The organism is Pseudomonas sp. FG35 (assembly GCF_057809295.1).
Map to the genome: position 1 here is coordinate 75883 of NZ_JBMDJR010000009.1, position 26208 is coordinate 102090.

23 protein-coding genes are annotated in these 26208 nt (G+C 63.5%); 18 read left to right on the forward strand and 5 right to left on the reverse strand.

The genetic code is table 11. From position 1 onward, the window contains the following. Nucleotides 1–52 precede the first annotated feature (52 nt). Entirely contained in the window at nt 53–1003 is a 951-nt protein-coding gene (gshB, locus tag ACODTD_RS18670) for a glutathione synthase (protein ID WP_011336366.1), read from the reverse strand. Nucleotides 1004–1493: 490 nt separating this feature from the next. Between gshB and pilG the strand changes: the two genes are divergently transcribed. The 15 genes from pilG to madM all read left to right on the forward strand — a co-directional run bounded on the left by pilG (nt 1494) and on the right by madM (nt 18921). Next, on the forward strand, nt 1494–1898 hold the full coding sequence (gene pilG, locus ACODTD_RS18675; RefSeq protein ID WP_007953330.1) for a twitching motility response regulator PilG: 405 nt from the start codon (nt 1494–1496) through the stop codon (nt 1896–1898). A 60-nt stretch (nt 1899–1958) separates the two neighbouring features. Continuing rightward, on the forward strand, nt 1959–2324 hold the full coding sequence (gene pilH / locus ACODTD_RS18680; RefSeq protein ID WP_011336365.1) for a twitching motility response regulator PilH: 366 nt from the start codon (nt 1959–1961) through the stop codon (nt 2322–2324). Nucleotides 2325–2334: 10 nt separating this feature from the next. After that, the gene (locus tag ACODTD_RS18685) at nt 2335–2874 is read left to right on the forward strand and encodes a chemotaxis protein CheW (protein ID WP_489105089.1); all 540 of its coding nucleotides are present in this window, start codon (nt 2335–2337) and stop codon (nt 2872–2874) included. A gap of 13 nt (nt 2875–2887) precedes the next feature. Beyond that, entirely contained in the window at nt 2888–4948 is a 2061-nt protein-coding gene (locus ACODTD_RS18690) for a methyl-accepting chemotaxis protein (RefSeq protein WP_011336363.1), read from the forward strand. A 35-nt stretch (nt 4949–4983) separates the two neighbouring features. Next, complete coding sequence (locus tag ACODTD_RS18695) at nt 4984–10899, forward strand: Hpt domain-containing protein (RefSeq protein ID WP_489105090.1); 5916 nt, start codon at nt 4984–4986, stop codon at nt 10897–10899. Then, nucleotides 10892–11359, forward strand: a complete 468-nt coding sequence (locus ACODTD_RS18700; protein ID WP_064600064.1) for a chemotaxis protein CheW — start codon at nt 10892–10894, stop codon at nt 11357–11359. Before ACODTD_RS18695 ends, ACODTD_RS18700 begins: the two co-directional genes overlap by 8 nt. A 316-nt stretch (nt 11360–11675) precedes the next feature. Continuing rightward, nucleotides 11676–13346 carry a malonate decarboxylase subunit alpha gene (mdcA, locus tag ACODTD_RS18705; RefSeq protein ID WP_011336360.1) on the forward strand — a complete coding sequence of 557 codons (1671 nt, stop codon included), beginning with the start codon at nt 11676–11678 and terminating at the stop codon, nt 13344–13346. After that, the gene (locus ACODTD_RS18710; protein WP_201816611.1) at nt 13346–14218 is read left to right on the forward strand and encodes a triphosphoribosyl-dephospho-CoA synthase; all 873 of its coding nucleotides are present in this window, start codon (nt 13346–13348) and stop codon (nt 14216–14218) included. Before mdcA ends, ACODTD_RS18710 begins: the two co-directional genes overlap by 1 nt. Beyond that, a complete protein-coding gene (locus ACODTD_RS18715) occupies nt 14218–14517 on the forward strand; it encodes a malonate decarboxylase subunit delta (protein WP_201816608.1) in 300 nt (99 codons plus the stop codon). The genes ACODTD_RS18710 and ACODTD_RS18715 overlap by 1 nt, the downstream gene beginning before the upstream one ends. Then, nucleotides 14510–15361, forward strand: a complete 852-nt coding sequence (locus ACODTD_RS18720; RefSeq protein ID WP_201816605.1) for a biotin-independent malonate decarboxylase subunit beta — start codon at nt 14510–14512, stop codon at nt 15359–15361. Before ACODTD_RS18715 ends, ACODTD_RS18720 begins: the two co-directional genes overlap by 8 nt. Next, nucleotides 15358–16143 (forward strand): biotin-independent malonate decarboxylase subunit gamma, encoded by a 786-nt coding sequence (gene mdcE, locus ACODTD_RS18725; RefSeq protein WP_221615970.1) that lies wholly within the window; start codon nt 15358–15360, stop codon nt 16141–16143. The genes ACODTD_RS18720 and mdcE overlap by 4 nt, the downstream gene beginning before the upstream one ends. After that, nucleotides 16137–16757 carry a malonate decarboxylase holo-ACP synthase gene (locus ACODTD_RS18730; protein WP_011336355.1) on the forward strand — a complete coding sequence of 207 codons (621 nt, stop codon included), beginning with the start codon at nt 16137–16139 and terminating at the stop codon, nt 16755–16757. Before mdcE ends, ACODTD_RS18730 begins: the two co-directional genes overlap by 7 nt. Further along, nucleotides 16754–17674: a malonate decarboxylase subunit epsilon gene (mdcH, locus tag ACODTD_RS18735; RefSeq protein WP_221615972.1), complete on the forward strand. Its 921-nt coding sequence runs from the start codon at nt 16754–16756 to the stop codon at nt 17672–17674. The genes ACODTD_RS18730 and mdcH overlap by 4 nt, the downstream gene beginning before the upstream one ends. 64 nt (nt 17675–17738) lie before the next feature. Continuing rightward, the gene (gene madL, locus ACODTD_RS18740; RefSeq protein WP_011336353.1) at nt 17739–18155 is read left to right on the forward strand and encodes a malonate transporter subunit MadL; all 417 of its coding nucleotides are present in this window, start codon (nt 17739–17741) and stop codon (nt 18153–18155) included. Between the two features lies 1 nt (nt 18156). Continuing rightward, nucleotides 18157–18921, forward strand: a complete 765-nt coding sequence (madM, locus tag ACODTD_RS18745) for a malonate transporter subunit MadM (protein ID WP_007953314.1) — start codon at nt 18157–18159, stop codon at nt 18919–18921. A 40-nt stretch (nt 18922–18961) separates the two neighbouring features. Here the strand turns inward: madM and ACODTD_RS18750 are convergent, their stop codons facing one another. Beyond that, nucleotides 18962–19879, reverse strand: coding sequence for a LysR family transcriptional regulator (locus tag ACODTD_RS18750; protein ID WP_011336352.1), 918 nt, complete (start codon nt 19877–19879; stop codon nt 18962–18964). Nucleotides 19880–20021: 142 nt separating this feature from the next. Here ACODTD_RS18750 and trhA point away from each other — a divergent pair, with 142 nt between their 5' ends. After that, complete coding sequence (gene trhA, locus ACODTD_RS18755; RefSeq protein ID WP_011336351.1) at nt 20022–20639, forward strand: PAQR family membrane homeostasis protein TrhA; 618 nt, start codon at nt 20022–20024, stop codon at nt 20637–20639. Here trhA and ACODTD_RS18760 read toward each other — a convergent pair. Continuing rightward, a complete protein-coding gene (locus ACODTD_RS18760; protein WP_011336350.1) occupies nt 20636–21547 on the reverse strand; it encodes a LysR family transcriptional regulator in 912 nt (303 codons plus the stop codon). The genes trhA and ACODTD_RS18760 overlap by 4 nt on opposite strands. Before the next feature lie 108 nt (nt 21548–21655). Between ACODTD_RS18760 and ACODTD_RS18765 the strand changes: the two genes are divergently transcribed. Continuing rightward, nucleotides 21656–22897 (forward strand): D-amino acid dehydrogenase, encoded by a 1242-nt coding sequence (locus ACODTD_RS18765; RefSeq protein ID WP_011336349.1) that lies wholly within the window; start codon nt 21656–21658, stop codon nt 22895–22897. Nucleotides 22898–22938: 41 nt separating this feature from the next. Then, nucleotides 22939–23841 carry a transporter substrate-binding domain-containing protein gene (locus tag ACODTD_RS18770; protein ID WP_011336348.1) on the forward strand — a complete coding sequence of 301 codons (903 nt, stop codon included), beginning with the start codon at nt 22939–22941 and terminating at the stop codon, nt 23839–23841. 4 nt (nt 23842–23845) lie between these two features. On the opposite strand, the gene ACODTD_RS18775 is transcribed toward ACODTD_RS18770, so the two are convergent. Together ACODTD_RS18775 and ACODTD_RS18780 are read right to left on the reverse strand one after the other, a co-directional pair. Continuing rightward, complete coding sequence (locus ACODTD_RS18775; RefSeq protein WP_011336347.1) at nt 23846–24565, reverse strand: 16S rRNA (uracil(1498)-N(3))-methyltransferase; 720 nt, start codon at nt 24563–24565, stop codon at nt 23846–23848. 50 nt (nt 24566–24615) lie between these two features. After that, nucleotides 24616–26022, reverse strand: coding sequence for an adenosylmethionine--8-amino-7-oxononanoate transaminase (locus ACODTD_RS18780; protein WP_489105091.1), 1407 nt, complete (start codon nt 26020–26022; stop codon nt 24616–24618). Nucleotides 26023–26208 lie beyond the last annotated feature (186 nt).

A 26208-nucleotide genomic window follows, 5' to 3' on the forward strand; every position in this document is an offset into this window, starting at 1 on the left:
GTTTCACGCCTTTAGCTTCAAGCATCAAGCGACAGGCTGCATGTGATGCACATCAAGCTTGCAGCTTTTTCTCGATCGCATCCATCAGCATCCCGCCGATGTCGGTGCCGAAGGCATTGTCGATTTCGCGGATGCAGGTCGGGCTGGTGACGTTGATTTCGGTCAGGTGCTCGCCGATCACGTCCAGGCCGACGAACAGCAGGCCCTTCGCGCGCAAGGTCGGGCCGACCTGAGCGGCGATCCAGCGATCCTTGTCGGTCAACGGACGGGCTTCGCCACGGCCGCCGGCCGCGAGGTTGCCACGGGTTTCGCCCTGGGCCGGAATCCGCGCCAGGCAGTAATCCACCGGCTCGCCGTCGATCATCAGGATGCGCTTGTCACCGTCCTTGATCGCCGGCAGGTAGGCCTGGCCCATGATCTGCTGGGCGCCGAGGGCGGTCAGGGTTTCCAGGATCACCGACAGGTTCGGATCGCCGGCGCGGTGACGGAAGATCGAGGTGCCGCCCATGCCGTCCAGCGGCTTGAGGATCACGTCGCCATGTTTGGCGGCGAACTCACGCAGCACGTCGGCGCGGCGGCTGACCACAGTCGGCGGCGTGCACTGCGGGAACAGGGTGGCGAACAGTTTTTCGTTGCAGTCGCGCAGGCTCTGCGGCTTGTTGACCACCAGCACGCCGGCGGACTCGGCCTGTTCGAGCAGGTAGGTGGAGTAGACGAACTCCATGTCGAACGGCGGATCCTTGCGCATCAGGATCACGTTCAGGTCGCTCAGCGGCGAATCCTGCTCGGTGCCCAGTTCGAACCATTTTTCCGGGTTGGCGAAGACTTTCAGCGGCTTCATCCGCGCCCGTGCCTGGCCTTCACCCTGATAAAGGTCTTTCTGTTCCATATAGAACAGTACCCAGCCGCGCTTTTGCGCCGCCAGCAGCATGGCCAGCGAGCTATCCTTTTTATAGGAAATGCTGGCGATAGGGTCCATGACAATCCCGACGCGAACGCTCATTGGGTTTTCCTCGAAAATTGGCTACCGGATCGGTATGAAAAAAGTGCCGCCAGAGTGGCGCCGGGCGGGTTTTCGGTCAAGGAAAAACCCGTCGATAGATTGCGTCTGGAGACTGTGCTAAAAAGGCTCCCATCGTGCCAGGGGGCGTTCTCAGTTGGTTTCCCCTCCGCGTTGTCGCCTAAAAACGGCCCAGGCAAGGCGCGGGCCGCAGGGAATGGTTATTCCCTTTCCAAGGCCTGCAACGCAGCCTGGGCCGTTTTTAGGCACAACCCGAAGGGCCGGGCCTGCTGTTGTGCAGGGCTGCGTTGCTCGAAGCTTATTTGGAACGACCAAACCACGCTTCTCGCGCCTTGCCCTGCACAACAGCAGACCCGGCGCGGAGGGGAAACCAGCTGAGAACGCCCCCTGCCCTTGAGCATCAAGGGTTTCCAGCCATCAGTCATCGCAAAACGGACAAATTGATTCGCAAAGGCGACGGTAGAGCCCCCTTATGGAACAGCAGTCCAGCGCCTTGAAGGTCATGGTGATCGACGACTCGAAAACGATTCGTCGCACCGCCGAGACCCTGTTGAAAAATGCAGGGTGCGAAGTCATCACCGCAATCGACGGTTTTGACGCCCTGGCGAAGATCGCCGATCACCATCCCGGAATCATCTTTGTCGACATCATGATGCCGCGTCTGGATGGTTATCAGACCTGCGCTTTAATCAAGAACAACAACGCGTTCAAGGGCACGCCGGTGATCATGCTGTCGTCCCGGGACGGGCTGTTCGACAAGGCCAAGGGGCGGATTGTCGGTTCCGATCAATTTTTGACCAAGCCTTTCAGCAAGGAAGAACTGCTCGACGCGATTTCGGCCCATGTTCCGGGCTTCGCTGCCGCTTTGCCGCAGTAAGACACGCACAGAGACGCTCGGCCAGCGGGCCCGGTGTCGACAAGAAAAATGGGGAAGACCATGGCACGTATCCTGATCGTCGACGATTCGCCGACCGAAATGTACAAACTCACCGGCATGCTGGAAAAGCACGGGCACGAAGTGCTGAAAGCCGAAAACGGCGCCGACGGCGTGGCCCTGGCCCGTCAGGAAAAACCCGATGCGGTGCTGATGGACATCGTCATGCCCGGCCTCAACGGCTTCCAGGCTACCCGTCAGTTGACCAAGGATGCGGAAACCAGCCACATCCCGGTGATCATCATCACCACCAAGGATCAGGAGACCGACAAGGTCTGGGGCACCCGCCAGGGCGCCAGGGACTACCTGACCAAACCGGTCGACGAAGACACGCTGATCAAGACCCTGAACAACGTGCTGGCCGGTTGATCGCGCCGCCATGAGCGAGTCGCTGACCGCGTTCGAACTGTTGTGGCAGATCGACCAGCGCTGTCGCCTGCTGGCGGCGGACCTGCCGTCGCAACCGGCGCGCCAGGATCGCTGGAGCGGCATCGGCTTTCGTCTGGGCGAGCACTGGTACGTCACGCCGATGGGCGAAGTCAGCGAAGTGCTGCCTGAACTGCGCGTCACCCAGTTGCCGGGCGTCAAGCCTTGGGTCAAGGGCGTGGCCAATCTGCGCGGACGGCTGCTGCCGGTCATGGACCTGTGCGGCTTTTTCGGCCATGAGCTGTCACAGATGCGCAAACAGCGGCGGGTATTGGTGGTAGAGCATCAGGATGTGTTTGCCGGGTTGCTGGTCGATGAGGTCTTCGGCCTGCAGCACTTCGAGCAGGACAGTTTCGAACCCGTCTCGATCCGTAAACGGCAAGGCTCCAAGGGCGAGTTCGTCAAAGGGTATTTCCGGCGCGAGCAGAACTGGCGGGTGTTCAGCCTGTTTGCGCTGGCGCAGTCACCGAGTTTCATGCACGTCGCGGTTTAACAGGCGAGGACCGATGATCAAAGCAAAAACAGGCAAGCCCGCAGAAGGCTCGCGCAGCCGCTCGCAGATCATCGTGCTGTTCATCGCACTGATCGTGTTCATCATGCTGCTGTTCGCCAACTTCGCTTACCTCAACACCCAGGCCAACTACGACAAGCAGTACATCGGCCACGCCGGCGAGCTGCGGGTGCTGTCGCAGCGGATCGCCAAGAACGCCACCGAAGCCGCCGCCGGCAAGGCTGCCGCGTTCAAGCTGCTCAGCGATGCGCGCAACGATTTTGCCCAGCGCTGGGGCTACCTGAAGAAGGGCGACCCGGCCACCGGCCTGCCGCCGGCGCCGTCCGTCGTGCGCCCGGAAATGCGCGCCGTGCAGCTGGACTGGGAACGCCTGCTGAAAAACACCGACGCGATTCTCTCCAGCGAACAGACCGTGCTGTCCCTGCATCAGGTGGCCGCGACCCTGGCCGAAACCGTGCCGCAGTTGCAGATCGAATACGAAAAAGTCGTCGAGATTCTCCTGCAACGCGGTGCCCCGGCGGCGCAGGTGGCGATGGCCCAGCGTCAGTCGCTGCTGGCCGAACGGATTCTCGGTGCGGTGAACACCGTGCTGTCGGGCGATGAAAACTCCCAGCAGGCCGCCGACGCCTTCGGTCGCGATGCCGCGCGCTTCGGTCAGGTGCTCAATGGCATGTTGCAAGGCAACCCGGCGCTGAAAGTCAGCCAGGTCGAAGACCGCGACGCCCGTGCGCGTCTGAGCGAGATTTCCGAGCTGTTCCAGTTCGTGTCCGGTTCGGTGGATGAAATCCTAGAAACCTCGCCGGAGCTGTTCAAGGTTCGTGAGTCGGCCACCAACATCTTCAGCCTGTCGCAGACCCTGCTCGACGAAGCCTCGCACCTGGCCAGCCGTTTCGAAAACCTGGCAGGCGGGCGCAGCACCGACACCATCGGCGGTTATGTGCTGGGCCTGCTGGCGCTGGCCTCGATCATTCTGATCGGCATGGTCATGGTCCGGGAAACCAACCGTCAGTTACGCGAGACCGCCGAGAAGAACGAGCGCAACCAGAACGCGATCATGCGCCTGCTCGACGAGATCGAAGACCTCGCCGACGGCGACCTGACCGTGACTGCCTCGGTGACCGAAGACTTCACCGGAACCATCGCCGACTCGATCAACTATTCCGTCGACCAACTGCGCGATCTGGTCGCCACCATCAACCTCACCGCCGGCCAGGTCGCCGCTGCGGTGCAGGAAACCCAGGCCACCGCCATGCACCTGGCCCAGGCCTCGGAGCATCAGGCCCAGCAGATTTCCGAAGCCTCGACCGCGATCAGCGACATGGCTCAGTCCATCGATCAGGTGTCGGCCAACGCCGCCGAATCCTCGGCAGTGGCCGAACGTTCGGTGGAGATCGCCAACAAGGGCAACGAGGTGGTGCACAACACCATCCACGGCATGGACAACATTCGCGAACAGATCCAGGACACCGCCAAGCGCATCAAGCGTCTGGGCGAGTCGTCCCAGGAAATCGGCGACATCGTCAGCCTGATCGATGACATTGCCGACCAGACCAACATCCTCGCCCTCAATGCCGCGATTCAGGCGTCGATGGCCGGTGATGCCGGGCGCGGTTTTGCCGTGGTGGCCGACGAAGTGCAGCGGCTGGCCGAGCGCTCGTCCGCCGCGACCCGGCAGATCGAGACGCTGGTGCGGGCGATCCAGACCGACACCAACGAAGCCGTGATTTCCATGGAGCAGACCACCACCGAAGTGGTGCGCGGCGCGCGGCTGGCGCAGGATGCCGGTGTGGCCCTGGAAGAAATCGAAGGCGTGTCCAAGACCCTTGCGGCGCTGATTCAGAGCATTTCCAACGCGGCGCAGCAGCAGACGTCTTCGGCCGGGCAGATTTCCCTGACGATGAACGTGATCCAGCAGATCACCTCGCAGACCTCGTCCGGTTCCACGGCCACCGCCGAGAGCATCGGCAACCTGGCGAAAATGGCCAGCCAGTTGCGTCGCTCGGTGTCCGGGTTCACCTTGCCGACGACGCCTGCGCCCGTCGCGGACAAGGCGTGAGGCCTGCGGGCGAGTTCATGTCGAGCGGAGTGGTTATGGGTGACCGGCACGACTACGTGGCCCTCGAATGGGTCAAGGGTGAAATCGCCGAGACGCTGAGGCAGGCGCATCAGGCCATCGAAGCCGTGCTCGACGATCCGCAGTCGGTGCCGGGACTGGGCGAGTGCCTGGCCTGCATCCATCAGGTGCACGGCAGCCTGCAGATGGTCGAGTTCTACGGCGCGGCGCTGCTGGCCGAAGAGATGGAACACCTGGTCGAAGCGTTGCAGAACGACCGCGTCAGCCATCGTGACGAAGCGCTGCACTTGTTGCTGCAGGCGCTGGGCCAATTGCCGATCTACCTCGACCGCGTGCAGGGCGCCCGCCGTGACCTGCCGCTGGTGGTGCTGCCGCTGATCAACGACTTGCGCAGTGCCCGAGGCGAAAGCCGGTTGTCGGAAACCAGCCTGTTCAGCCCGCAGTTGCCCGAACTGGCGCCGTTGGGCGAGGAAACTCTGGCACTGTTGGAGCCGGCGGAGCTGCCGAACGTGCTGCGCAAATTGCGCCAGATGCTGCAAATGGCGCTGGTCGGACTGCTCCGCGAGCAGGATGACCAGACGCATCTCGCTTATCTGGCCAAAGTCTTTACCCGGCTTGAAGCAATCAGCGGTAACTCGCCGCTGAGCCCGTTGTGGCAGGTCGCCTCGGCGCTGGTCGAGGGCATGCGCGAAGGGCGAATCGCCAACAGCCCGGCCCTGCGCAGCCTGTTCAAGGACGCCGACAAGGAACTCAAGCGCCTGCTCGAACAGGGCATGCCCGGCCTCAACCAGCCGCCACCGCCTGAACTGCTGAAAAGCCTGCTGTTTTATATCGCCAAAGCCGAACATCCCACCGGGCAGATGCTGACCATGAAAGATCGCTACTCCCTGGACGACGCGCTGCCCGACAGCGCGATGGTCGACGAAGAACGCGCGCGCCTGGCCGGCCCCGACCGCGATGCCATGCGCTCGGTGCTCGCGGCGCTGTGCGAAGAACTGGTGCGGGTCAAGGAACGCCTCGACCTGTTCGTGCGCAGCGACCGTCAGCACGCCTCGGATCTGGACAGCCTGCTGGCGCCACTGCGGCAGATCGCCGACACCTTGGCGGTGCTCGGTTTCGGCCAGCCGCGCAAGGTGATCATCGATCAACTGGCGGTGGTGCTCAGCCTCGCGCAAGGCCAGCGCGAACCGAACGACGCTACGCTGATGGACGTCGCCGGCGCCTTGCTCTACGTCGAAGCGACCCTGGCCGGGATGGTTGGCACGGTGGAGCCGGAGAGCCCGGAAGACTCGCGGCTGCCGACCACCGACCTGACGCAGATCCATCAGATCGTGATCAAGGAAGCGCGCATCTGCCTGCAACAGGCCAAGGACATGATCGTCGACTACATCGACGCCGACTGGGATCGCCAGCAACTGCAAAGCCTGCCGGCGCTGCTGACCCAGGTGCGCGGCGCGCTGGCGATGATTCCGCTGGCGCGGGCGGCAAGCCTGCTCGAAGCCTGCAATGGATTTATCCGCGAGCATCTGTTGCTCGACCCTCACGAGCCGGGCTGGCAGCAACTCGACAGCCTCGCCGACGCCATCACCAGCCTCGAGTACTACCTCGAGCGCCTGAGCGGCGACCCGCAGGCACCCAGCGAGCACTTGCTGGATATCGCGCAGAAAAGCCTCGCCAGTCTCGGTTTCTTTCCTGATGAAGAGCCCGGCGAGCCGCATGTGCCGGTGCTCGATGATGTGCTCAGCCCCAGCGAAGCGCTGGTGATGCAGGATTTGCAGGAGCTGGACGACCCGCAGATCGTGCAGTCGTTGGCCGAAGTGCTGGCCAGTCCGGTGTCAGCGGTCAACCCGCCGGCGCAGACCACGCCGGGCAGCCTGCTGCCGCCACCGGCCGATGAAGAACCGGTGGACGACGAGCTGCGTGAAGTGTTCCTGGAAGAGACCGGTGAAGTGCTCGAGGTGCTGAGCGAATACCTGCCGCGCTGGTCTGCCGAGCCTGATGACCGCGCCGCCCTCAGTGAGCTGCGCCGCGCCTTCCACACCCTCAAGGGCAGCGGCCGGATGGTGCGGGCGTTGGTCCTCGGCGAGCTGGCCTGGGCGGTGGAAAACCTGCTCAACCGTGTGCTGGAAAACAGTGTCGAGCCCGGCCCGGCGGTGCGCCAGTTGCTGGCCGACACACTGCTGTTGTTGCCGGACCTGATCGCCGAATTCGCCACCAATGGCCAGCGTCAGCGCCACGATGTCGATCAACTGGCGGCCCGCGCCCATGCGCTGGCCAAGGGCGACACACCGCTGCCTGCCGAAGACGTGGAAGACGTCGCGGCCCTCGATCCGCTGTTGCTGGAGATTTTCCGCAACGAAGCCGAAACCCACCTCGCCAGCCTCAATCGTTTTCTCGATCAGGCTGCCGAGCATGTGCCGTTGCAGGCCAGCGACGAGTTGCAGCGAGCCCTGCACACCCTCAAGGGCAGCGCCTCGATGGCGGGGGTGTCACCGATTGCCGAACTGGCGGCGCCGCTGGATAAACTGGCCCGGGAATTCAAGGCCCATCAACTGGCGCTGGACCTGGATGAAGTGGAACTGCTGCTCGAAGCCGAGGGCCTGTTCCGTGTCGGTCTGCGTCAGCTCAAACACGATCCACTGGCGCCGATTGTCGGTGCGCAGTCACTGATCAAACGCACCGAAACCCTGCTCGGCGAGCGTCTGGAATCGATCCTCAATGCCCCGAGCAGTGCGGTGCGGGTCAAGCGCGATCCGCAACTGATCAACAACTTCCTGGCCCAGGGCATGGACATCCTGCTCGACGCCGAAAACCTCTTGCAGCGCTGGCAGCAGCACCCCGGCGAACGTCAGGAACTCAGCGCGCTGCTGGATGAGCTGACTACCCTGGGCGAAGCCGCACACCTGGCGGATCTGCTGCCGGTGGATGTGCTGTGTGAAGCCTTGCTCGATCTGTACGGCGCGGTCGAAGAAAGCAGCCTGGCGGTCAGCGAGCGGTTTTTCCATGAAGCGCAGCAGGCCCACGAAGCGCTGATCAACATGCTCGACGAACTGGCCGCCGGCCAGGAAATCACCCCGCAACCGCAGCGCATCCTCGCCTTGCACGAACTGCTCGACGAGAGCCTCGATCCGTCGGCCATGGGCCTGATCCGCAGCGATGGCAGCCGCACCCTGAGCATCCGTGAACTGGGCAGCGCCACCGCCGAACTGCAACAACACAGCGCCGACAGCGGGCCGGACGACGAGATCGTCGAGATCTTCCTCGAAGAGGCGGTCGACATTCTCGACAGCGCCGGGCAAGCCTTGCAGCGCTGGCTGAAAGATCCTGAGAACGGCGCACCGCTGTCGTCGCTGCAACGGGACCTGCACACGCTCAAGGGCGGCGCGCGGATGGCCGAGGTTGCAGCGGTCGGCGATCTGGCCCATGAGCTGGAAGGTCTTTATCAAGGACTGGTGGATCGTCGTTACAGCCACAGCGAAGCTCTGGGGCGGTTGTTGCGCCAGAGCCACGAGCGTCTGGCGCAGTTCCTCGAACAATTGCACCGGCACCAGACGCTGGATCCGGCGCAGGACCTGATCGAAGCGATCCGCCGCTTTCGCCAGGGCCCGAGCGCCAGTCCCGAAACACCGACAGCTTCCGTCACGCAGGACGGTCCCGGACACGATCCGGAGCTGCTGGAAATCTTCCTCGAAGAAGGTTTCGACATCATCGAAAACTCCGGCGCCGCGCTGCTGCGCTGGCAGGCCGAACCCGGCAATCGCCAGGAAGTGGAAACCCTGCTGCGCGACCTGCACACCCTCAAGGGCGGTGCGCGGATGGTGGAAATCGGCCCGATCGGCGACCTCGCTCATGAGCTGGAAAACCTGTACGAAAGTCTGTCTGCCGGCACCCTGCAAGGCAGCGCCGAACTGTTTGCGTTGTTGCAACGCGGCCAGGACCGCTTGGCGCAGATGCTCGACGCGGTGCGCGCCGGTCAGCCGTGTCCTCCGGCGGATCGGCTGATCAGCGCGATCCAGAATTTCAGCCATCCGCTGGTTGTGCAGACCCCGGCGCCCGTGCCGCCGGTTGCGGTCAAGGCCGAGCCTGCCGCCCCGGCGCCCGAGGCCGGGGCGGACATGGTCAAGGTCTCCGCCGAGCTGCTGGATGAACTGGTCAACCTTGCCGGCGAAACCTCGATTTTCCGTGGGCGCATCGAGCAGCAGGTCAGCGATGCGCAGACCGCCCTGCACGAGATGGAAACCACCATCGAACGCATGCGCGACCAGTTGCGCCGGCTCGACACCGAAACCCAGGGGCGGATCCTCAGCCGTCAGCAAGTGGATGCCGAGCGCCTCGGCTACGAAGATTTCGACCCGCTGGAAATGGACCGTCATTCGCAGTTGCAGCAACTGTCACGAGCGCTGTTCGAGTCCGCTTCCGACTTGCTGGACTTGAAGGAAACCCTCGACCGGAGCACCCACGACGCCGAGAACCTGTTGCAGCAGCAGGGGCGGATCAACACCGAGTTGCAGGAAGGCCTGATGCGCACGCGCATGGTGCCGTTCGAGCGCATGTTGCCGCGTCTGAAGCGCATCGTGCGCCAGGTCGCGGAAGAACTGGGCAAGGACGTGGCGTTCAGCGTCGGCAACGCCGAAGGCGAGATGGACCGCAATGTCCTCGAACGCATGGCCGCACCGCTGGAGCACATGTTGCGTAATGCCGTCGACCATGGTCTGGAGTCCGCCGAAGTCCGGTTGGCGGCGGGCAAACCGGCGCAAGGGCAGATCAGCCTCGACCTGTCCCGCGAGGGCGGCGACATCGTGTTCGACATCCGCGATGACGGCGCCGGCGTGCCGCTGGACGCCGTGCGGCGCAAGGCGATCAAGCGCGGCCTGCTGGCGCCGGACGCCGAGATCAGCGACCGCGAGGTGTTGCAGTTCATCCTCCAGCCAGGTTTTTCCACGGCCGAGAAAATCACCCAGATTTCCGGGCGCGGCGTGGGCATGGACGTGGTGCACGAAGAAGTCCGGCAACTGGGCGGCAGCATGAGCATCGATTCGGTGCCGGGGCAGGGCGTGCACTTCCGCATTCGCCTGCCGTTCACCGTGTCGGTCAACCGTGCGTTGATGGTGCAGTGCTGTGAGGATCAATACGCGATTCCGCTGAACACCATCGACGGCATTGTCCGCGTGCTGCCGAATGAACTGGACGGGCATTTCCGTCTCGATCCGCCGAGTTATCAATACGGCGGCCAGCGTTATGAACTGTGCTACCTGGGCGAGCTGCTGAAAACCGCGCCACGGCCAAAACTGTCAGGCCAGAGCCTGCCGGTGCCGGTCTTGCTGGTGCAGTGCAACGACCGGCACATCGCGGTGCAGGTCGACACGATGGCCGGCACCCGCGAGATCGTGGTCAAGAGCCTCGGTCCGCAGTTCGCGTCGGTGCAGGGCGTGTCCGGGGCGACGATCCTCGGCGATGGCCGGGTGGTGCTGATTCTCGACCTGCTGGCGCCGATCCGCGCGATGCAGGCGCGGTTGCCGCAGCGTCCGGCCAGTCATGATATCGAGAGCGAACCGCACAAGCCGTTGCTGGTGATGGTGGTCGACGATTCGGTGACGGTGCGCAAGGTCACCAGCCGTCTGCTCGAACGCCACGGCATGAACGTGCTGACCGCCAAGGACGGGGTCGATGCGATGCTGCTGCTGGAAGAACACATGCCGGACCTGATGCTGCTCGACATCGAAATGCCGCGCATGGACGGCTTCGAAGTGGCGACCCAGGTGCGCCACGACGAACGCCTGCAACACCTGCCGATCATCATGATCACCTCGCGCACCGGCCAGAAACACCGCGACCGCGCGATGGCCATCGGCGTCAACGACTACCTCGGCAAGCCGTACCAGGAATCGGTGCTGCTCGAAAGCATCGCCCTGTGGAGCAAAAAACATGCATGAACGCCAGCACAATCAACGCGCCAGTCAGCTCACCGGGCTGTTGCTGCCGCTGGCGGATCGCAACCTGATCCTGCCCAACGTCGCCGTCGCCGAGCTGATCGACTACCAGTCCAGCGCCTTCGACCTCGACACGCCACCGTGGTATCTCGGTCGGGTGACCTGGCGTGAACGGCAGATTCCGCTGCTGAGTTTCGAGTCGGCGTGCGGCAACAAGATCGTCATTGGCGAACGGGCGCGGATCGTCATCCTCAATGCCCTCGGCGGGCGGCCGGAGTTGAAGTTCATCGCGCTGCTGGTGCAGGGGATTCCGCGCTCGTACAAGCTCGACAGCCAGTTGAGTTATGTCGACGTGCCGCTGTGTGCGCTGGAGCAGGCGGCGGTGCAGGTCGGGGAGCAGGTGGCGAAGGTGCCGGATTTGTTGGCATTGGAGACGTTGTTGGTGGATGCGGGGCTGGTTTGAGTTCGCTTGAATTTTGAGTTGCCCCGTTTCCCCCTCACCCCAGCCCTCTCCCGGAGGGAGAGGGGGCCGACCGAGGTGTCTTGGATCATCCATCGACCTGAGCCACCGAGTTGATTATGGATTCAGAGCAAATCGTTCATTTCGGTGCATCTCGCTAAGATCCCACGGTCAGTCCCCTCTCCCTCCGGGAGAGGGCTAGGGTGAGGGCAGCTCTTGATCATTACGCTGACCGTAATGATTCACCACCGCGCTTGATTGATGCCCCCACCCGACACTCCTAAGGTAGCTCCACAACAGCGAACCCCGTGGAGTGAGCATGACAACAACCATTTCCCCCGACTCGCGCTGGACGCGGCGGCGTGACGAGAAGCAGCGGCGCCTCGACAAGGTGCGCGGGCTGGCCGACGGTGCGGTGTTGCCTACCGACAAAATCGTCGCGGCACTCGAAGCGCTGATCCATCCGGGCGACCGTGTGGTGCTGGAGGGCAATAACCAGAAGCAGGCGGATTTCCTTTCCCGCGCCCTGGCCAAGGCCGATCCGGAAAAGCTCCACGACCTGCACATGATCATGCCCAGCGTCGGTCGCTCCGAGCATCTGGACCTGTTCGAACGCGGCATCGCCCGCAAGCTCGATTTCTCCTTCGCCGGTACCCAGAGCCTGCGCATCAGCCAGTTGCTCGAAGACGGTCTACTGGAGATCGGCGCGATCCACACCTACATCGAACTCTACGCCCGGCTGGTGGTGGACCTGATCCCCAACGTCGTGCTCTCGGCCGGGTTCATGGCCGACCGTGCCGGCAACATATACACCGGCCCGAGCACCGAAGACACCCCGGCGCTGATTGAGCCGGCAGCGTTCAGCGACGGCATCGTCATCGTCCAGGTCAATCAACTGGTGGACGACGTCAGCGAACTGCCTCGTGTGGATATTCCGGCATCGTGGGTGGATTTCGTGGTGGTGGCGGACAAGCCGTTCTACATCGAACCGCTGTTCACGCGCGACCCCCGGCACATCAAGCCTGTGCACGTGCTGATGGCGATGATGGCGATCCGCGGGATCTACGAAAAACACAACGTGCAGTCGCTGAACCACGGCATCGGTTTCAACACCGCCGCCATCGAACTGATCCTGCCGACCTACGGCGAATCCCTCGGCCTCAAGGGCAAGATCTGCCGCAACTGGACGCTCAACCCGCACCCGACGTTGATCCCGGCGATTGAAAGCGGCTGGGTCGAAAGCGTGCATTGCTTTGGCACCGAACTGGGCATGGAAAACTACATCGCCGCCCGGCCCGATGTGTTCTTCACCGGCCGCGACGGCTCGCTGCGTTCCAACCGGATGTTCTGCCAACTGGCCGGGCAGTACGCGGTGGACCTGTTCATCGGCGCGACCCTGCAGGTCGATGGCGACGGCCATTCCTCCACCGTCACCCGAGGCCGCCTCGCCGGTTTCGGTGGCGCACCGAACATGGGTCACGATCCGCGCGGTCGCCGTCACGGCACCCCGGCGTGGCTCGACATGCGCCACGACGACTCGCAGCAACCGATGCTCGAACGCGGCAAGAAACTTGTGGTGCAGATGGTCGAGACGTTCCAGGAGGGCGGCAAACCGACCTTCGTCGAAACCCTCGACGCGGTAGAGGTGGCGAAGAAAAGCGGGATGCCGCTGGCGCCGATCATGATCTACGGCGACGACGTCACTCACCTGCTCACCGAAGAAGGCATCGCCTACCTGTACAAGGCGCGCTCGCTGGAAGAGCGTCAGGCGATGATCGCTGCGGTCGCTGGCGTCACCGCCATCGGCCTGCGCCATAACCCGAAAGACACCGAACGCATGCGCCGCGAAGGCCTGATCGCCTTGCCCGAAGACCTCGGCATCCGTCGCACCGACGCCACCCGCGAACTGCTCGCGGCGAAGAGCGTGGCCGATCTGGTCGAGTGGTCCGGCGGCCTCTACAACCCGCCCGCCAAGTTCAGGAGCTGGTAATGCACGCACTCAACCTGCAACCGAAAACCATCACCCTCGCGGAACGGCTGGCGGATCTGGCGGTGGACGCGCTGATCGACGAAGCCGACCTGTCGCCGAAACCGGCGCTGGTCGACCGGCGCGGCAACGGTGCGCACACCGATCTGCATTTGGGATTGATGCACGCCTCGGCGCTGGCGCTGTGGCCGGCGTTCAAGGAAATGGCCGAAGCCGCGCTCGAGTTCGGCGAGATCGGCTTGCCGCTGCGCGAAGCGATCGGCCGCATCGGCCGGGAAGGCGAGCAAGCGATGCTCGCCACCACCCACGGTGTGAACACCCATCGCGGGGCGATCTGGGCGTTGGGCCTGTTGGTCACAGCTGCTGCGCTGGATATGAAGTCCACCAGCGCTGGCGCCGTCACCCTGCGCGCTGCGCGTTTGGCGTTGCTCGATGACCGTTATGCGCCGCGCCCGCTGAGCCACGGCGCACAGGTCGCTCAACGCTACGGCGCTCGCGGTGCCCGGGAAGAAGCGCAACTTGGCTTCCCGTCGGTGGTGCAACGCGGCCTGCCGCAGCTCCAACGCAGCCGCGCCGCCGGCCATGGCGAACAGAACGCCCGGCTCGATGCGTTGCTCGCAATCATGACCGACCTCGCCGACACCTGCGTGCTGTACCGCGCCGGCGAACAGGGCCTGCACGCCATGCAGCACGGCGCCCAGGCAGTGCTCGACGCCGGCGGCAGCGCCAGCCTCACCGGTCGCCGTCGCCTGCACGAACTGGATCAACAACTCATCGCATTGAATGCCTCGCCCGGTGGCGCCGCCGACTTGCTCGCCGCCACTCTGCTGCTTGATCGAATCGAGCGCGACGGCATCCTTCAGGGAGCGTTTTGATGGAAACCTTATCCTTTGAATTCCCCGCCGGGCAGCCGCCGCGCGGTCGGGCGCTGGTCGGTTGTGTCGGCTCGGGCGATCTGGAGGTGCTGATCGAACCGGGCCTGGCCGGCAAGCTGACGATCAATGTGCAGACCTCGGTCAACGGCGCGCAGCAGCGTTGGCAGCATCTGTTTGCGCGGATGTTCGGCGGCACCACGCCACCGGCGATGGCCATCGATATCCACGACTTCGGCGCGACCCCGGGCGTGGTGCGTCTGCGCCTGGAACAAGGCTTCGAGGAGATCGGCCATGACTGACACCTCAGCGCTTCTACACAAACATTCGTTCGTCGAACTCGGCGCACGGCAGCGGGCGAAAGCCTTGCTCGACACCGGCACCTTCCGCGAACTGCTCGACCCGTTCCAGCGCGTCATGTCGCCATGGTTGGAGCGTCAGGGCGTGGTGCCGCAAGCCGATGACGGCGTGGTGATCGCCAAGGGCAGCCTCGACGGTTTACCGGTGGTGATCGCCGCCATCGAAGGCGCGTTTCAGGGCGGCAGCCTCGGTGAAGTCGGCGGCGCAAAAATCGCCGGCGCGCTGGAGCTGGCCGCCGAAGATAACCGCAAAGGCATCCCGACCCGCGCCATCCTGCTGCTGGAAACCGGCGGCGTGCGCTTGCAGGAAGCCAACCTCGGCTTGGCGGCGATTGCCGACATCCACGCGGCGATTGTCGATCTGCAGCAGCACCAACCGGTGGTTGGCGTGGTGGCCGGCAGCGTCGGTTGCTTTGGCGGGATGTCGATTGCCGCCGCGCTATGCAGCTATCTGCTGGTGACCCAGGAAGCACGCCTCGGCCTGAACGGCCCGCAGGTGATCGAGCAGGAAGCCGGGATCGAGGAATACGACTCCCGCGACCGGCCCTTCATCTGGAGCCTGACCGGTGGCGAGCAACGGTTTGCCAGCGGCCTGGTGGATCGCTATGTCGCCGATGACGTGGCGCAGATTCGCGGGCAGGTCGGCGAGTTGCTGCAACAGGGCCTGCCAGCGCAACCGCGCAGTCAACGGGCCGAGTGGTTCCTGCAACGCCTGACGAGCCTGGACACTGACAAGCAAATCGAGCCTTCGGTGGTTCGCGATCTGTATCAAGGAGAGCGCTCATGAGTGGTTATTCCGTGCGCGGTTTGAACTGGTTCAACGCCTTGAGCGCTGGTGCGAATGCGGTTGAAGGTTTGCCGCCATCGCTGAAGGTCGCTGACGGGGCACTCGGGCGCTTGATCGCGGTGGTCGCCGATCCGCAAAACCGTTTCCCTCGCGCCCGCAACGGCGAAGTCGGATTGCTCGAAGGCTGGGGTCTGGCCAAGGCTGTGGATGACGCGATCACCGCCGACCAAGACAAATCGCAAAAGCGTCCCTTGATCGCCATCGTCGATGTGCCGAGCCAGGCCTACGGTCGCCGCGAAGAAGCCCTCGGCATTCATCAGGCTTTGGCCGGTGCGGCGCACGCTTATGCCCGTGCGCGGCTGGCCGGGCACCCGGTGATTGCGCTGCTGGTGGGCAAGGCCATGTCCGGGGCGTTTCTGGCTCACGGCTACCAGGCCAACCGCTTGATCGCTCTGCGTGATCCGGGGGTGATGGTGCATGCGATGGGCAAGGCGTCGGCGGCGCGGGTGACGTTGCGCAGCGTCGAAGAACTGGAAGCCCTGGCGTCCAGCGTGCCGCCGATGGCCTATGACATCGACAGCTACGCCAGCCTCGGATTGCTCTGGGAAACCCTGTCGGTGCAGCAGATCGAACAGCCGACGGCGGAGGATCAGGCGCGGGTCAGCGAATGCTTGAAGCAAGCGATCAGCGATATTGCGGCGACTGATTTGAGCAATCGTCTCGGCGCGAAAAATCGCGAAGCCTCCAGCCGCGTGCGTGAATTGCTGAGGGCGCAGTGGTGAACACGCCTCTGGCCCACGACCTGCTGTGGGGCATGACGCCGGCGCAGTTGCCGGCGGATGCGCCGCAGTGGGCGATTGATTCGCTGGCTGCCGGGCAACCGGTGGTGGTGCGGCGGGCGTTGAGTGAAGACGGATGCGTGGCGGTGGGCGTGCGCGGTCGGTTTCGCGAGCAGCGGCTGGCGGCGTTTATGTCTGTCGATTCGATTGCTTGCCGGGTCAGCCCGGAAGCGCTTTGTCAGGTCGAGAGCGCGCGTGATCTGCCGGTCATGCAGGCGCTGCGGCAATTGCGGCCGGTGCTCGATGATTGCGGTTGGACCTGGGGTGTCAGTGGCAGTGTCGGGTTTGAGCTGGCCAGTGGATTTACGGCAATGCACGAGCGCAGCGATCTCGACTTGATTCTGCGTACACCGCAACTCATCACCCGTAACCAGGCGCGCAAACTGGTGGCGTATTTTGAACAGGCGATCTGCCGGGTCGATCTGCAATTGCAGACGCCGTTCGGTGCCGTCGCCCTGCGCGAATGGGCCGGGAACGCTTCGCGGGTGCTGTTGAAAAATGCCCGTGAAGCCTGTCTGGTGTCTGATCCGTGGAACCCGCAGGAGCAGGCAGCGTGAGCAGTCTGCTGGTGTTTCCCGGTCAGGGCGCGCAACAGCCCGGCATGCTTCAGCGTTTGCCTCGGGAAACGCTGATCGAGGCCAGCGACAGCCTCGGTGAAGATGTCTTGCAGTTGGATTCCAGCGAAGCGTTGCGCAGCACGCGGGCGGTTCAGCTCTGTCTGTTGATCGCAGGGGTCGCAGCCTCGCGGCGATTGTTGCAGGACGGACTCACAGCGGACTACGTCGCCGGCCTGTCCATCGGTGCCTACCCGGCAGCGGTGGTTGCCGGAGCCTTGAGCTTCAGCGATGCGCTGCATCTGGTCAGCCTGCGCGGCGAGCTGATGCAGCAGGCTTATCCACAGGGCTTCGGCATGACCGCGATCATCGGCCTGCAATTATCCACCGTCGAAACGCTGCTGGCGCAGGTGCATGGCGCAGAAACGCCGGTATACCTGGCCAACATCAACGCCGATAACCAGGTGGTGATTGCCGGCAGCGACAAGGCGATGCAAGCGGTCGCCGAGTTGGCACGCGCTCGTGGCGCCGGTCTGGCAAAACGGCTGGCGGTCAGCGTGCCGTCGCACTGCCCGTTGCTGGATGAACCCGCGCAAACCCTCGCCGAAGCGTTCACCAGGGTTGAACTGAAATCACCAAAAATCGCTTACCTGAGCGGCAGTCGCGCCAGGCCTGTGACCCAGGTAGAAGCGCTGCGCGACGATCTCGCCTTCAACATGTGCCGCGTGGTGGACTGGCGCGGCACCGTGCAAAGCGCTTACGAGCGCGGCGTACGTTTACAGATCGAACTGCCGCCCGGTGCGGTGCTGACCGGGCTGGCGCGCCGGGTGTTTGAACAGGGGACTGTCGCTGCCTTCGACAGTGCCCGGCTCGACACCTTGCAGGCGCTGTTGCGTGAAGAGGAGGGCCGACGACCCTAGACCACCGACTCAGGCTTCGAACAACAAAAACAACATTCGACGATGCACTTTGAGGACTACAACAATGATTATTTACGGTGTGGCGCTGCTGGCGATCTGTACGCTGGCAGGGGTGATCATGGGTGACATGCTCGGTGTACTTCTGGGCGTCAAATCCAACGTCGGCGGGGTCGGCATCGCCATGATCCTGTTGATCTGCGCACGGTTGTGGATGCAGAAGCGCGGCGGCATGACCAAGGATTGCGAGATGGGCGTCGGCTTCTGGGGCGCCATGTACATTCCGGTGGTGGTGGCGATGGCCGCGCAACAAAACGTCGTCACCGCCCTGCACGGTGGCCCGGTGGCGGTGCTGGCGGCGATCGGTTCGGTGGTGGTCTGTGGCTGCACGATTGCCCTGATCAGCCGTACCCACAAGGGCGAACCGTTGCCCGACGAGCCGACGGAAATCTCTCCGGTCGGCACACCTGTAGGAGGTCGCTGATATGTGGGATCTCATTGAAAAAGGTCTGGAACACAACGGTCTGATCACCGCGTTCGCCTTCGTCGGCGTGATCATGTGGGTTTCGGTGATTCTCTCCAAACGCCTGACCTTCGGGCGGATTCACGGCTCGGCGATTGCCATCGTCATCGGTCTGGTGCTGGCCTGGGTCGGCGGGACGATGACGGGCGGGCAGAAAGGCCTGGCGGACCTGACGCTGTTCTCCGGCATCGGCCTGATGGGCGGCGCGATGCTGCGGGATTTCGCGATCGTTGCCACGGCGTTTGAAGTGCAGGCGACCGAGGCGAAGAAGGCCGGGATGATCGGCGTGATTGCGCTGCTGCTGGGCACGATCCTGCCGTTCATTGTCGGTGCTTGCATGGCCTACGCGTTCGGTTATCGCGATGCGGTGAGCATGACCACCATCGGCGCCGGTGCGGTGACTTACATCGTCGGGCCAGTGACTGGTGCAGCGATTGGCGCGACGTCGGATGTGATGGCGCTGTCGATTGCCACCGGATTGATCAAGGCGATTCTGGTGATGGTCGGCACGCCGGTGGCGGCGCGCTGGATGGGCCTGGATAACCCGCGCTCGGCGATGGTGTTTGGCGGGCTGGCCGGGACCGTGAGTGGCGTGACGGCGGGGCTGGCGGCGACGGATCGGCGGTTGGTGCCTTATGGGGCGTTGACCGCGACCTTCCACACTGGGCTTGGCTGCCTGCTTGGGCCTTCGCTGCTGTTCTTCATTGTTCGCGGAATCGTTGGCTAGGTTCTGAAGCTCGTTCCCACGCTGAGCGTGGGAACGATCGTTAGGTGGACTGGCGATTGGCATACATCCGACACTCCGCCAACAACGCCAGCAGATTCGGATCCCGCTCTTTAGCCTTCAAAAACACCACCCCGATGTGCTGCTGCAACCGGTATTTCTCCTGCAACGGAATCAGCTTCACCCGGTTCTCGTACACCGCCGCAATCCTCCCCGGCAGCAACGCATAACCGACCCCGGAGCTGACCATGCTCAGCAGGGTGAAGATGTCGTTGACCTGCATCGCCACCTTCGGCTCGAACCCCGCCTGCCTGAACACCCGAATACCGTCCTGATGAGTGGCGAAGCCTTGGGTCAGGGTGATGAAGGTTTCGTCGCGCACCTCGGCCAGGTCCACTTCGCTGCGCTGCGCGAAACGCGAATCCGCCGGGGTGGCGAGGAAGATGTCGTCGGAAAACAGCGGAATCTGCTCGCAGTCCGGGTCGTTGACGGTTTCGTCCAGCGACACCAGGATCGCGTCGACTTCCATGTTTTTCAGCTTGTAGAGCAGGTCGATGTTCGAGCCGAGGATCAGGTCGATATTGAGTTCGCTGCGGCGGATCTTCAGGCCCATGATCAGCTGCGGCACGGTTTTCACCGTCAGCGAATACAGCGAGCCGAGCTTGAAGCGTTCAGCCGAGAACCCGGCGGCTTCGCGGGTCAGGCGTACGCTTTCGACCACGTCCTGAATCAGCTTCTGCGCCCGCTCCTCGAGCACGTAGGCGCTTTCCAGCGGCGTCAGGTTGCGCCCTTCGTGCTTGAACAGCGGACAGCGCAGGGCGCTTTCCAGCGAATGGATCGCGCGGTGCACGCTGACGTTGCTGGTCTGCAGCTCGGCGGCGGCCCGGGCGAGGTTGCCGGTACGCATGAAGGCGAGGAACACCTCGAGTTTCTTCAGGGTCAATTCTTCGTCGATCAGCATGGCGCGGACTCTTCTTGGTATCGCTCGATTGTGCCCAAATATCAGGACAGGTGCCTGCCCGTGTTGAACGGAAACATTGCGCTTTTACGCTCAAGGCCCGAGCCTTGCGCGCTGCGGTAAATGAAATCGAGGTGTGCGACACATGTATCACGGAGAAAAACTGAACGCCTGGACGCATCTGGTCGGGGCGGTGGCGGCGTTTGTCGGAGGCGTCTGGATGCTGGTGATTGCCAGCCTCGACGGCAGCCCGTGGAAGATTGTCAGCGTGGCGATTTATGCCTTTACGTTGCTGGTGCTCTACAGCGCATCCACCGTGTACCACAGCGTGCGCGGGCGCAAGAAAGCGATCATGAAGAAGGTCGATCACTTTTCGATCTACTTGCTGATCGCCGGCAGTTACACGCCGTTCTGCCTGGTGACTTTGCGCGGGCCGTGGGGCTGGACGTTGTTCGGGATTGTCTGGGGGCTGGCGCTGATCGGCATCCTGCAGGAGATCAAGCCGCGCTCGGAGGCGCGGATCCTGTCGATCGTGATCTACGCGGTGATGGGCTGGATCGTGCTGGTGGCGGTCAAACCGTTGATCGCGGCGCTGGGGACGGCGGGGTTTGCCTGGCTGGCGTCGGGCGGCGTGCTGTACACCGTGGGGATCATCTTTTTTGCCCTCGACCATCGGTTGCGGCATGCCCATGGGATCTGGCATCTATTCGTGATCGCCGGAAGCTTGCTGCACTTTGTGGCGATTCTGTTTTATGTCCTTTAAGGGCGCATCAGTCGGTCGAGTTGTTCCCGGGCGCGCTGACTGAAGATCTGCAGCAAATCATTCAGGGTGTGCGGCAAAGGTTCAGTGGCGCGGGTCACGGCGTACAGCGTGATCGGTAGCGGCGGGGCGAGAGGGCGGATAGAGGTGGTGGCCGATGAGGCACCCAGCGCGGTGAACGGATCGATTACCGCCACGCCAGCTCCGGATTCCACCATCGCCCGCGCCAGCGAATACGTCTGCACGGCAATCCGCACACGCGGCGGCGGTTCGACCGCTTCAAGATAACTATCGAGGCGGGCGGCCAGCGGATCGGCACTGGACAGCCCGATCAGCGGCGCCCCGGCCAACGCCATCAGCGGCAACGGCTGACCGGCATCTTCCTCCGGCCAATAACCTCTCGGCGCCAATGCCACCAGAACCCCCGAGGCCAATGCCTGGGCCTTCAGCCCAGGATGATCCGGCAACTGTAACGTCAGGGCCACGTCCACTTCGCGCATCAGCAGGTTCTGCATCAGCTCGCGGCTGTGGGCGCTCGACAGTTCGCAGGCGATGTCCGGGAACTGCGCTGTCCACTGCTGGATCGCCGGCGGCAGCAACGACAGCGCAAGCGCCGGGGTCGCGCCGATCCGCAGGCTGTGACCGGGTGCGCGGCGCAGGCTCTGGGCCAGACGCCGCACGCCTTGCAGGCTTTCGGTGACCTTATCGACTTCGCGCTCCAGTTCCAGCGCTTCCGGGGTCGCCTGCAACTTGCCGCGCACCCGCAGAAACAACGGAAAGCCCAGCTGCTGCTCGGCGTGCTGCAGCACCTTGGTCACCGCCGGTTGCGAGACGTGCAGCAACTGCGCAGCGGCGCTGACCGAGCCCGTCTGGCGAATGGCCTGGAAAATCTCGATATGACGAAGGCGCATGACGATTCCATAACCTTTGTTTATAGGTCTGGCATCTTTATTCATTGTTCGGCGCCTGTCACCTCACCCTAACCTCGGCCTCATCTTCAAGAACGATTAAGGACGGACATGGCTCAGCGTGTGTGCATCATCGGCGGCGGCGTGATCGGGCTGGCAACGGCCTGGGCGCTGGTGCGCGACGGCTTCGAGGTGACGGTGGTCGAGGCGCGGCAGTCGCTGGGCAGCGAAACCAGCTTCGCCAACGGCGGCCAGTTGTCCTACCGCTACGTTGCGCCGCTGGCCGATGCCGGCGTGCCGTTGCAGGCAATCGGCTGGATGCTGCGCGGCGACTCACCGCTCAAGCTGCGCCCGCGCCTGGACCCGGCGCAATGGCGCTGGATGGCCTCGTTTCTCGCCGCGTGCCGCACCTCGGTCAACCGCGAAAACGCCGCGCATCTGTTGCGTCTGGCGCTGTTCAGCCAGAGCACACTGAAACGCTGGCGCGAAGACGACGGACTGGTCGGTTTCAATTGGCGGCGCAACGGCAAACTGGTGACCTTCCGCAATGCCGCCAGCTTCGAGCATGCACGCAACGGTCTGGCCGATCCGCAGCAACAACAGGTGTTGTCCGCCACCGAATGTGCACGACTGGAACCGGCACTGGCCGATGCGCCGTTTGTGGGCGCGATCTACACGCCGGATGAAGAAGTCGGCGACTGTCACGGCTTCTGCCAGCAGCTGGCGGCGCGATTGAAGGCGTCGGGTCGCTGCGAGTTTCGCCTTGGGCAGGCAGTCACCGGCATTCGCCACAACCACGGCGCGGTCACGGCCATTGAACTTGGCGACGAAACCCTGCCGGTCGAACAACTGGTGATCGCCGCCGGCCATCGCAGCCCGTTGCTGGCGCTGCCCGGCCTGCGCCTGCCGTTGTACCCGCTGAAGGGCTACAGCCTGACCGTGCCGATCGGCAGCGAGCATCGGGCGCCGGACGTGAGCATCACCGACTACGACCGCAAGATCGTCTACGCGCGTATCGGCGAACAACTGCGCGTGGCGGCGATGGTCGACATCGTCGGTTTCGACCCGGCGGTGGATCCCGAGCGGCTGGCGCTGATCAAACGTCAGGCCCGCGGCACCTTTCCCGACGCAGGCGACTACGATGCGGCCGTCGAATGGGCCGGCATGCGCCCGGCCACGCCCACCGGCGTTCCGCTGCTGGGCGCCACGGCGTATCGCAACCTGTGGCTCAACCTCGGCCACGGCGCGCTGGGTTTCACCCTGGCCTGCGGCAGCGGGCAGTTGCTCAGCGAGCTGATTGGCGAGCAGCGCACATCCATTGATCTGCACGGGTTCAATCCCCGTGCGGCGTGACGGTTTCTGCTAAAACACCCCACCCACAACGGAGAATAACAATGCAAAAAATCACGTTGCTCGGCTGCACTCTGGCGCTGGTTTTCGGCGCTCAGGCGCAGGCCAGTGAAGTGCCGCTGACCGGTACGCTCGGCAAGGTCGCCAGCGCCAACAGCATCACCCTGGGTTATCGCGATGCGTCGGTGCCGTTCTCGTATGTGGGCGATCACACCGGCCAGCCAATGGGGTATTCGGTGGAACTGGCGGACAAGATCGTCGAGCGTATCAAGCAGCAACTGGCGTTGCCGGAGCTGAAGGTGAAGTACAACCTGGTGACGTCGCAGACGCGGATTCCCCTGGTGCAGAACGGCACGGTCGACCTTGAATGCGGCTCCACCGGGGTGACCGCCGAACGGCAGAAGCAGGTCGCGTTCTCCTACGGTTTCATCTACGTCAAAGGGCAGTTGCTGACCGCCAGGGACAGCGGCATCCAAAGCTTCGATGACCTGCGTGGCAAGAACGTGGTGACCACCGCCGGCACCACCAACGAGCGTTATCTGAAGAGCTACAACCTTGACCACAAACTGAACATGTTCGTGATCAGCGCCAAGGATCACGGCGAGGCGTTCCAGATGCTGCAATCAGGGCGCGCGGCGGCGTTCTACATGGACGATGCGCTGCTTTACGGCGAGCGGGCCAAGGCGCGCGACCCGCATAACTGGGTCGTGGTGGGGGAGGAGCAATCGCGGGAAATCTACAGCTGCATGGTGCGCAAGGATGATCCGCAATTTCTCGCGCTGGTCAACGGTGTGCTGGCCGACCTGTACAGCTCGGGGGAGATCAACGGGATCTACCGCAAGTGGTTCGAACAGCCGATCCCGCCGAAGGGCCTGAACCTTGAGTTCCCGATGACCCGCGAACTCAAGGCAATCATCGCCAGACCAACCAGTGATCCGGTGCAGTGACGGGTTAGAAATCACCCCACAGTTGCTGCGCCACCGCCAGCGCCACAACCGGCGCAGTTTCGGTGCGCAGCACGCGCGGGCCGAGGCGGGCGGCGTGGAAGCCGCCGGCCTTGGCTTGCTCGACTTCGGCGTCGGACAAACCGCCTTCCGGGCCGATCAGGAACGCCAGGGTCGATGGTTTTGCATGGCTGACCAGCGGCTCGGCCACCGGGTGCAGCACCAGTTTCAGTTCGGCTTCGGTCTGCTTCAGCCAGTCGGCCAGCAGCACCGGTGGATGAATCACTGGCACTCGCGAGCGACCGCATTGCTCGCAAGCGCTGATCGCCACTTGGCGCCAGTGCAGCAGGCGTTTGTCGGCGCGTTCGTCCTTGAGCCGGACTTCGCAGCGCTCGCTGAAGATCGGGGTGATTTCAGTCACGCCCAGTTCGGTGGCTTTCTGGATTGCCCAGTCCATCCGTTCGCCGCGGGACAGGCCCTGGCCGAGGTGGATCTTCAGCGGCGATTCGACCTGACCGGCGAACTGCTCGTCGATCTGCACCACCACGCGTTTCTTGCCGACTTCCACCAGGGAGCCGCGAAACTCGTGGCCTGAACCGTCGAACAACTGCACCGCATCGCCCTCGGCCATGCGCAGCACGCGGCTGATGTAATGCGCCTGGGCTTCCGGCAGTTCGTGTTCGCCGGTGCTGAGCGGGGCGTCGATAAAGAAGCGGGACAGTCTCATGGTGGTTCTCTAGAAAATTGGATCAGGATCGCTGTTGTGGCGAGTGATGCTTAGCCCGGATCGCGGAACCCGGGATGGAAATCTTTCGGCACCGCCACGCTGACGCTGTCGCGGGTAGCAATGTCGATGCCTTCGCTGGCGACTTCGGCGAGGAAGTCGATCTGCTCCGGGGTGATCACGTACGGCGGCAGGAAATACACCACGCTGCCCAACGGGCGCAGCAACGCGCCGCGCTCCAGCGCATGCTGGAACACCTTCAACCCGCGACGTTCCTGCCACGGATAGGCCTCTTTCGTGGCTTTGTCCTTGACCATCTCGATCGCCAGCACCATGCCGGTCTGACGGACTTCCGAAACATTCGCATGATCCACCAGATGCGCCGTCGCCGAGGCCATGCGTTGAGCCAGCGCCCGGTTGTTCTCGATCACGTTGTCCTGTTCGAAAATATCCAGGGTCGCCAACGCCGCCGCACACGCCAGCGGGTTGCCGGTGTAGCTGTGCGAATGCAGGAACGCACGCAGGGTCGGGTAATCGTCGTAGAACGCGCTGTACACCTCGTCGGTGGTCAGGCACGTGGCCAACGGCAGATAACCGCCAGTCAGGGCTTTCGACAGGCACAGGAAGTCCGGGCGGATGCCGGCCTGTTCGCAGGCGAACATCGTTCCGGTGCGGCCGAAGCCGACGGCGATTTCGTCGTGGATCAGGTGCACACCGTAACGGTCGCAGGCTTCGCGCAGCAGCTTGAGATAGACCGGGTGGTACATGCGCATGCCGCCGGCGCCCTGGATCAGTGGCTCGACGATCACGGCCGCGACGCTGTCATGATTTTCCGCCAGCGTCTGTTCCATGGCCGCGAACATGTTGCGCGAATGCTCTTCCCAGCTCATGCCCTGCGGGCGCAGGTAGCAATCCGGGCTCGGCACCTTGATGGTGTCCATCAGCAGGGCTTTGTAGGTTTCGGTGAACAATGGCACGTCACCGACCGCCATCGCCGCCATGGTTTCGCCGTGGTAGCTGTTGGTCAGGGTGACGAAGCGCTTCTTGTTCGGCTGGCCGCGGTTGAGCCAGTAGTGAAAGCTCATTTTCAGCGCGACTTCGATGCAGGACGAACCGTTATCGGCGTAGAACACCCGGTTCAGGCCTTCCGGCGTCATCTTCACCAGCCGTTCGGACAGCTCGATCACTGGCTGATGGCTGAAACCGGCCAGAATCACGTGTTCCAGCTGATCGACCTGATCCTTGATGCGCTGATTGATGCGTGGGTTGGCGTGGCCGAACACGTTGACCCACCAGGAGCTGACCGCGTCCAGATAACGCTTGCCTTCGAAGTCTTCCAGCCAGACGCCTTCACCGCGCTTGATCGGGATCAGCGGCAGCTGTTCGTGGTCTTTCATCTGGGTACAGGGATGCCACAGCACCGCGAGATCGCGTTGCATCCACTGGTTGTTCAGGCCCATGTTCAGTCTCCTCGAGGCGGCTCGCGTCAGGCGCGGGCAAACAATCGCGCAAGCCTATGCAATGCGTCGCGCCGGAACAACCCATTGTGTCGATTGAGCTACTTTGTATGGGCCGATAGACGTCGCTGGCGGCGTTTTGATGGCTGACGTATTCTTCGCGGTTCTTTGGGTCGTCTGACCCGCAAA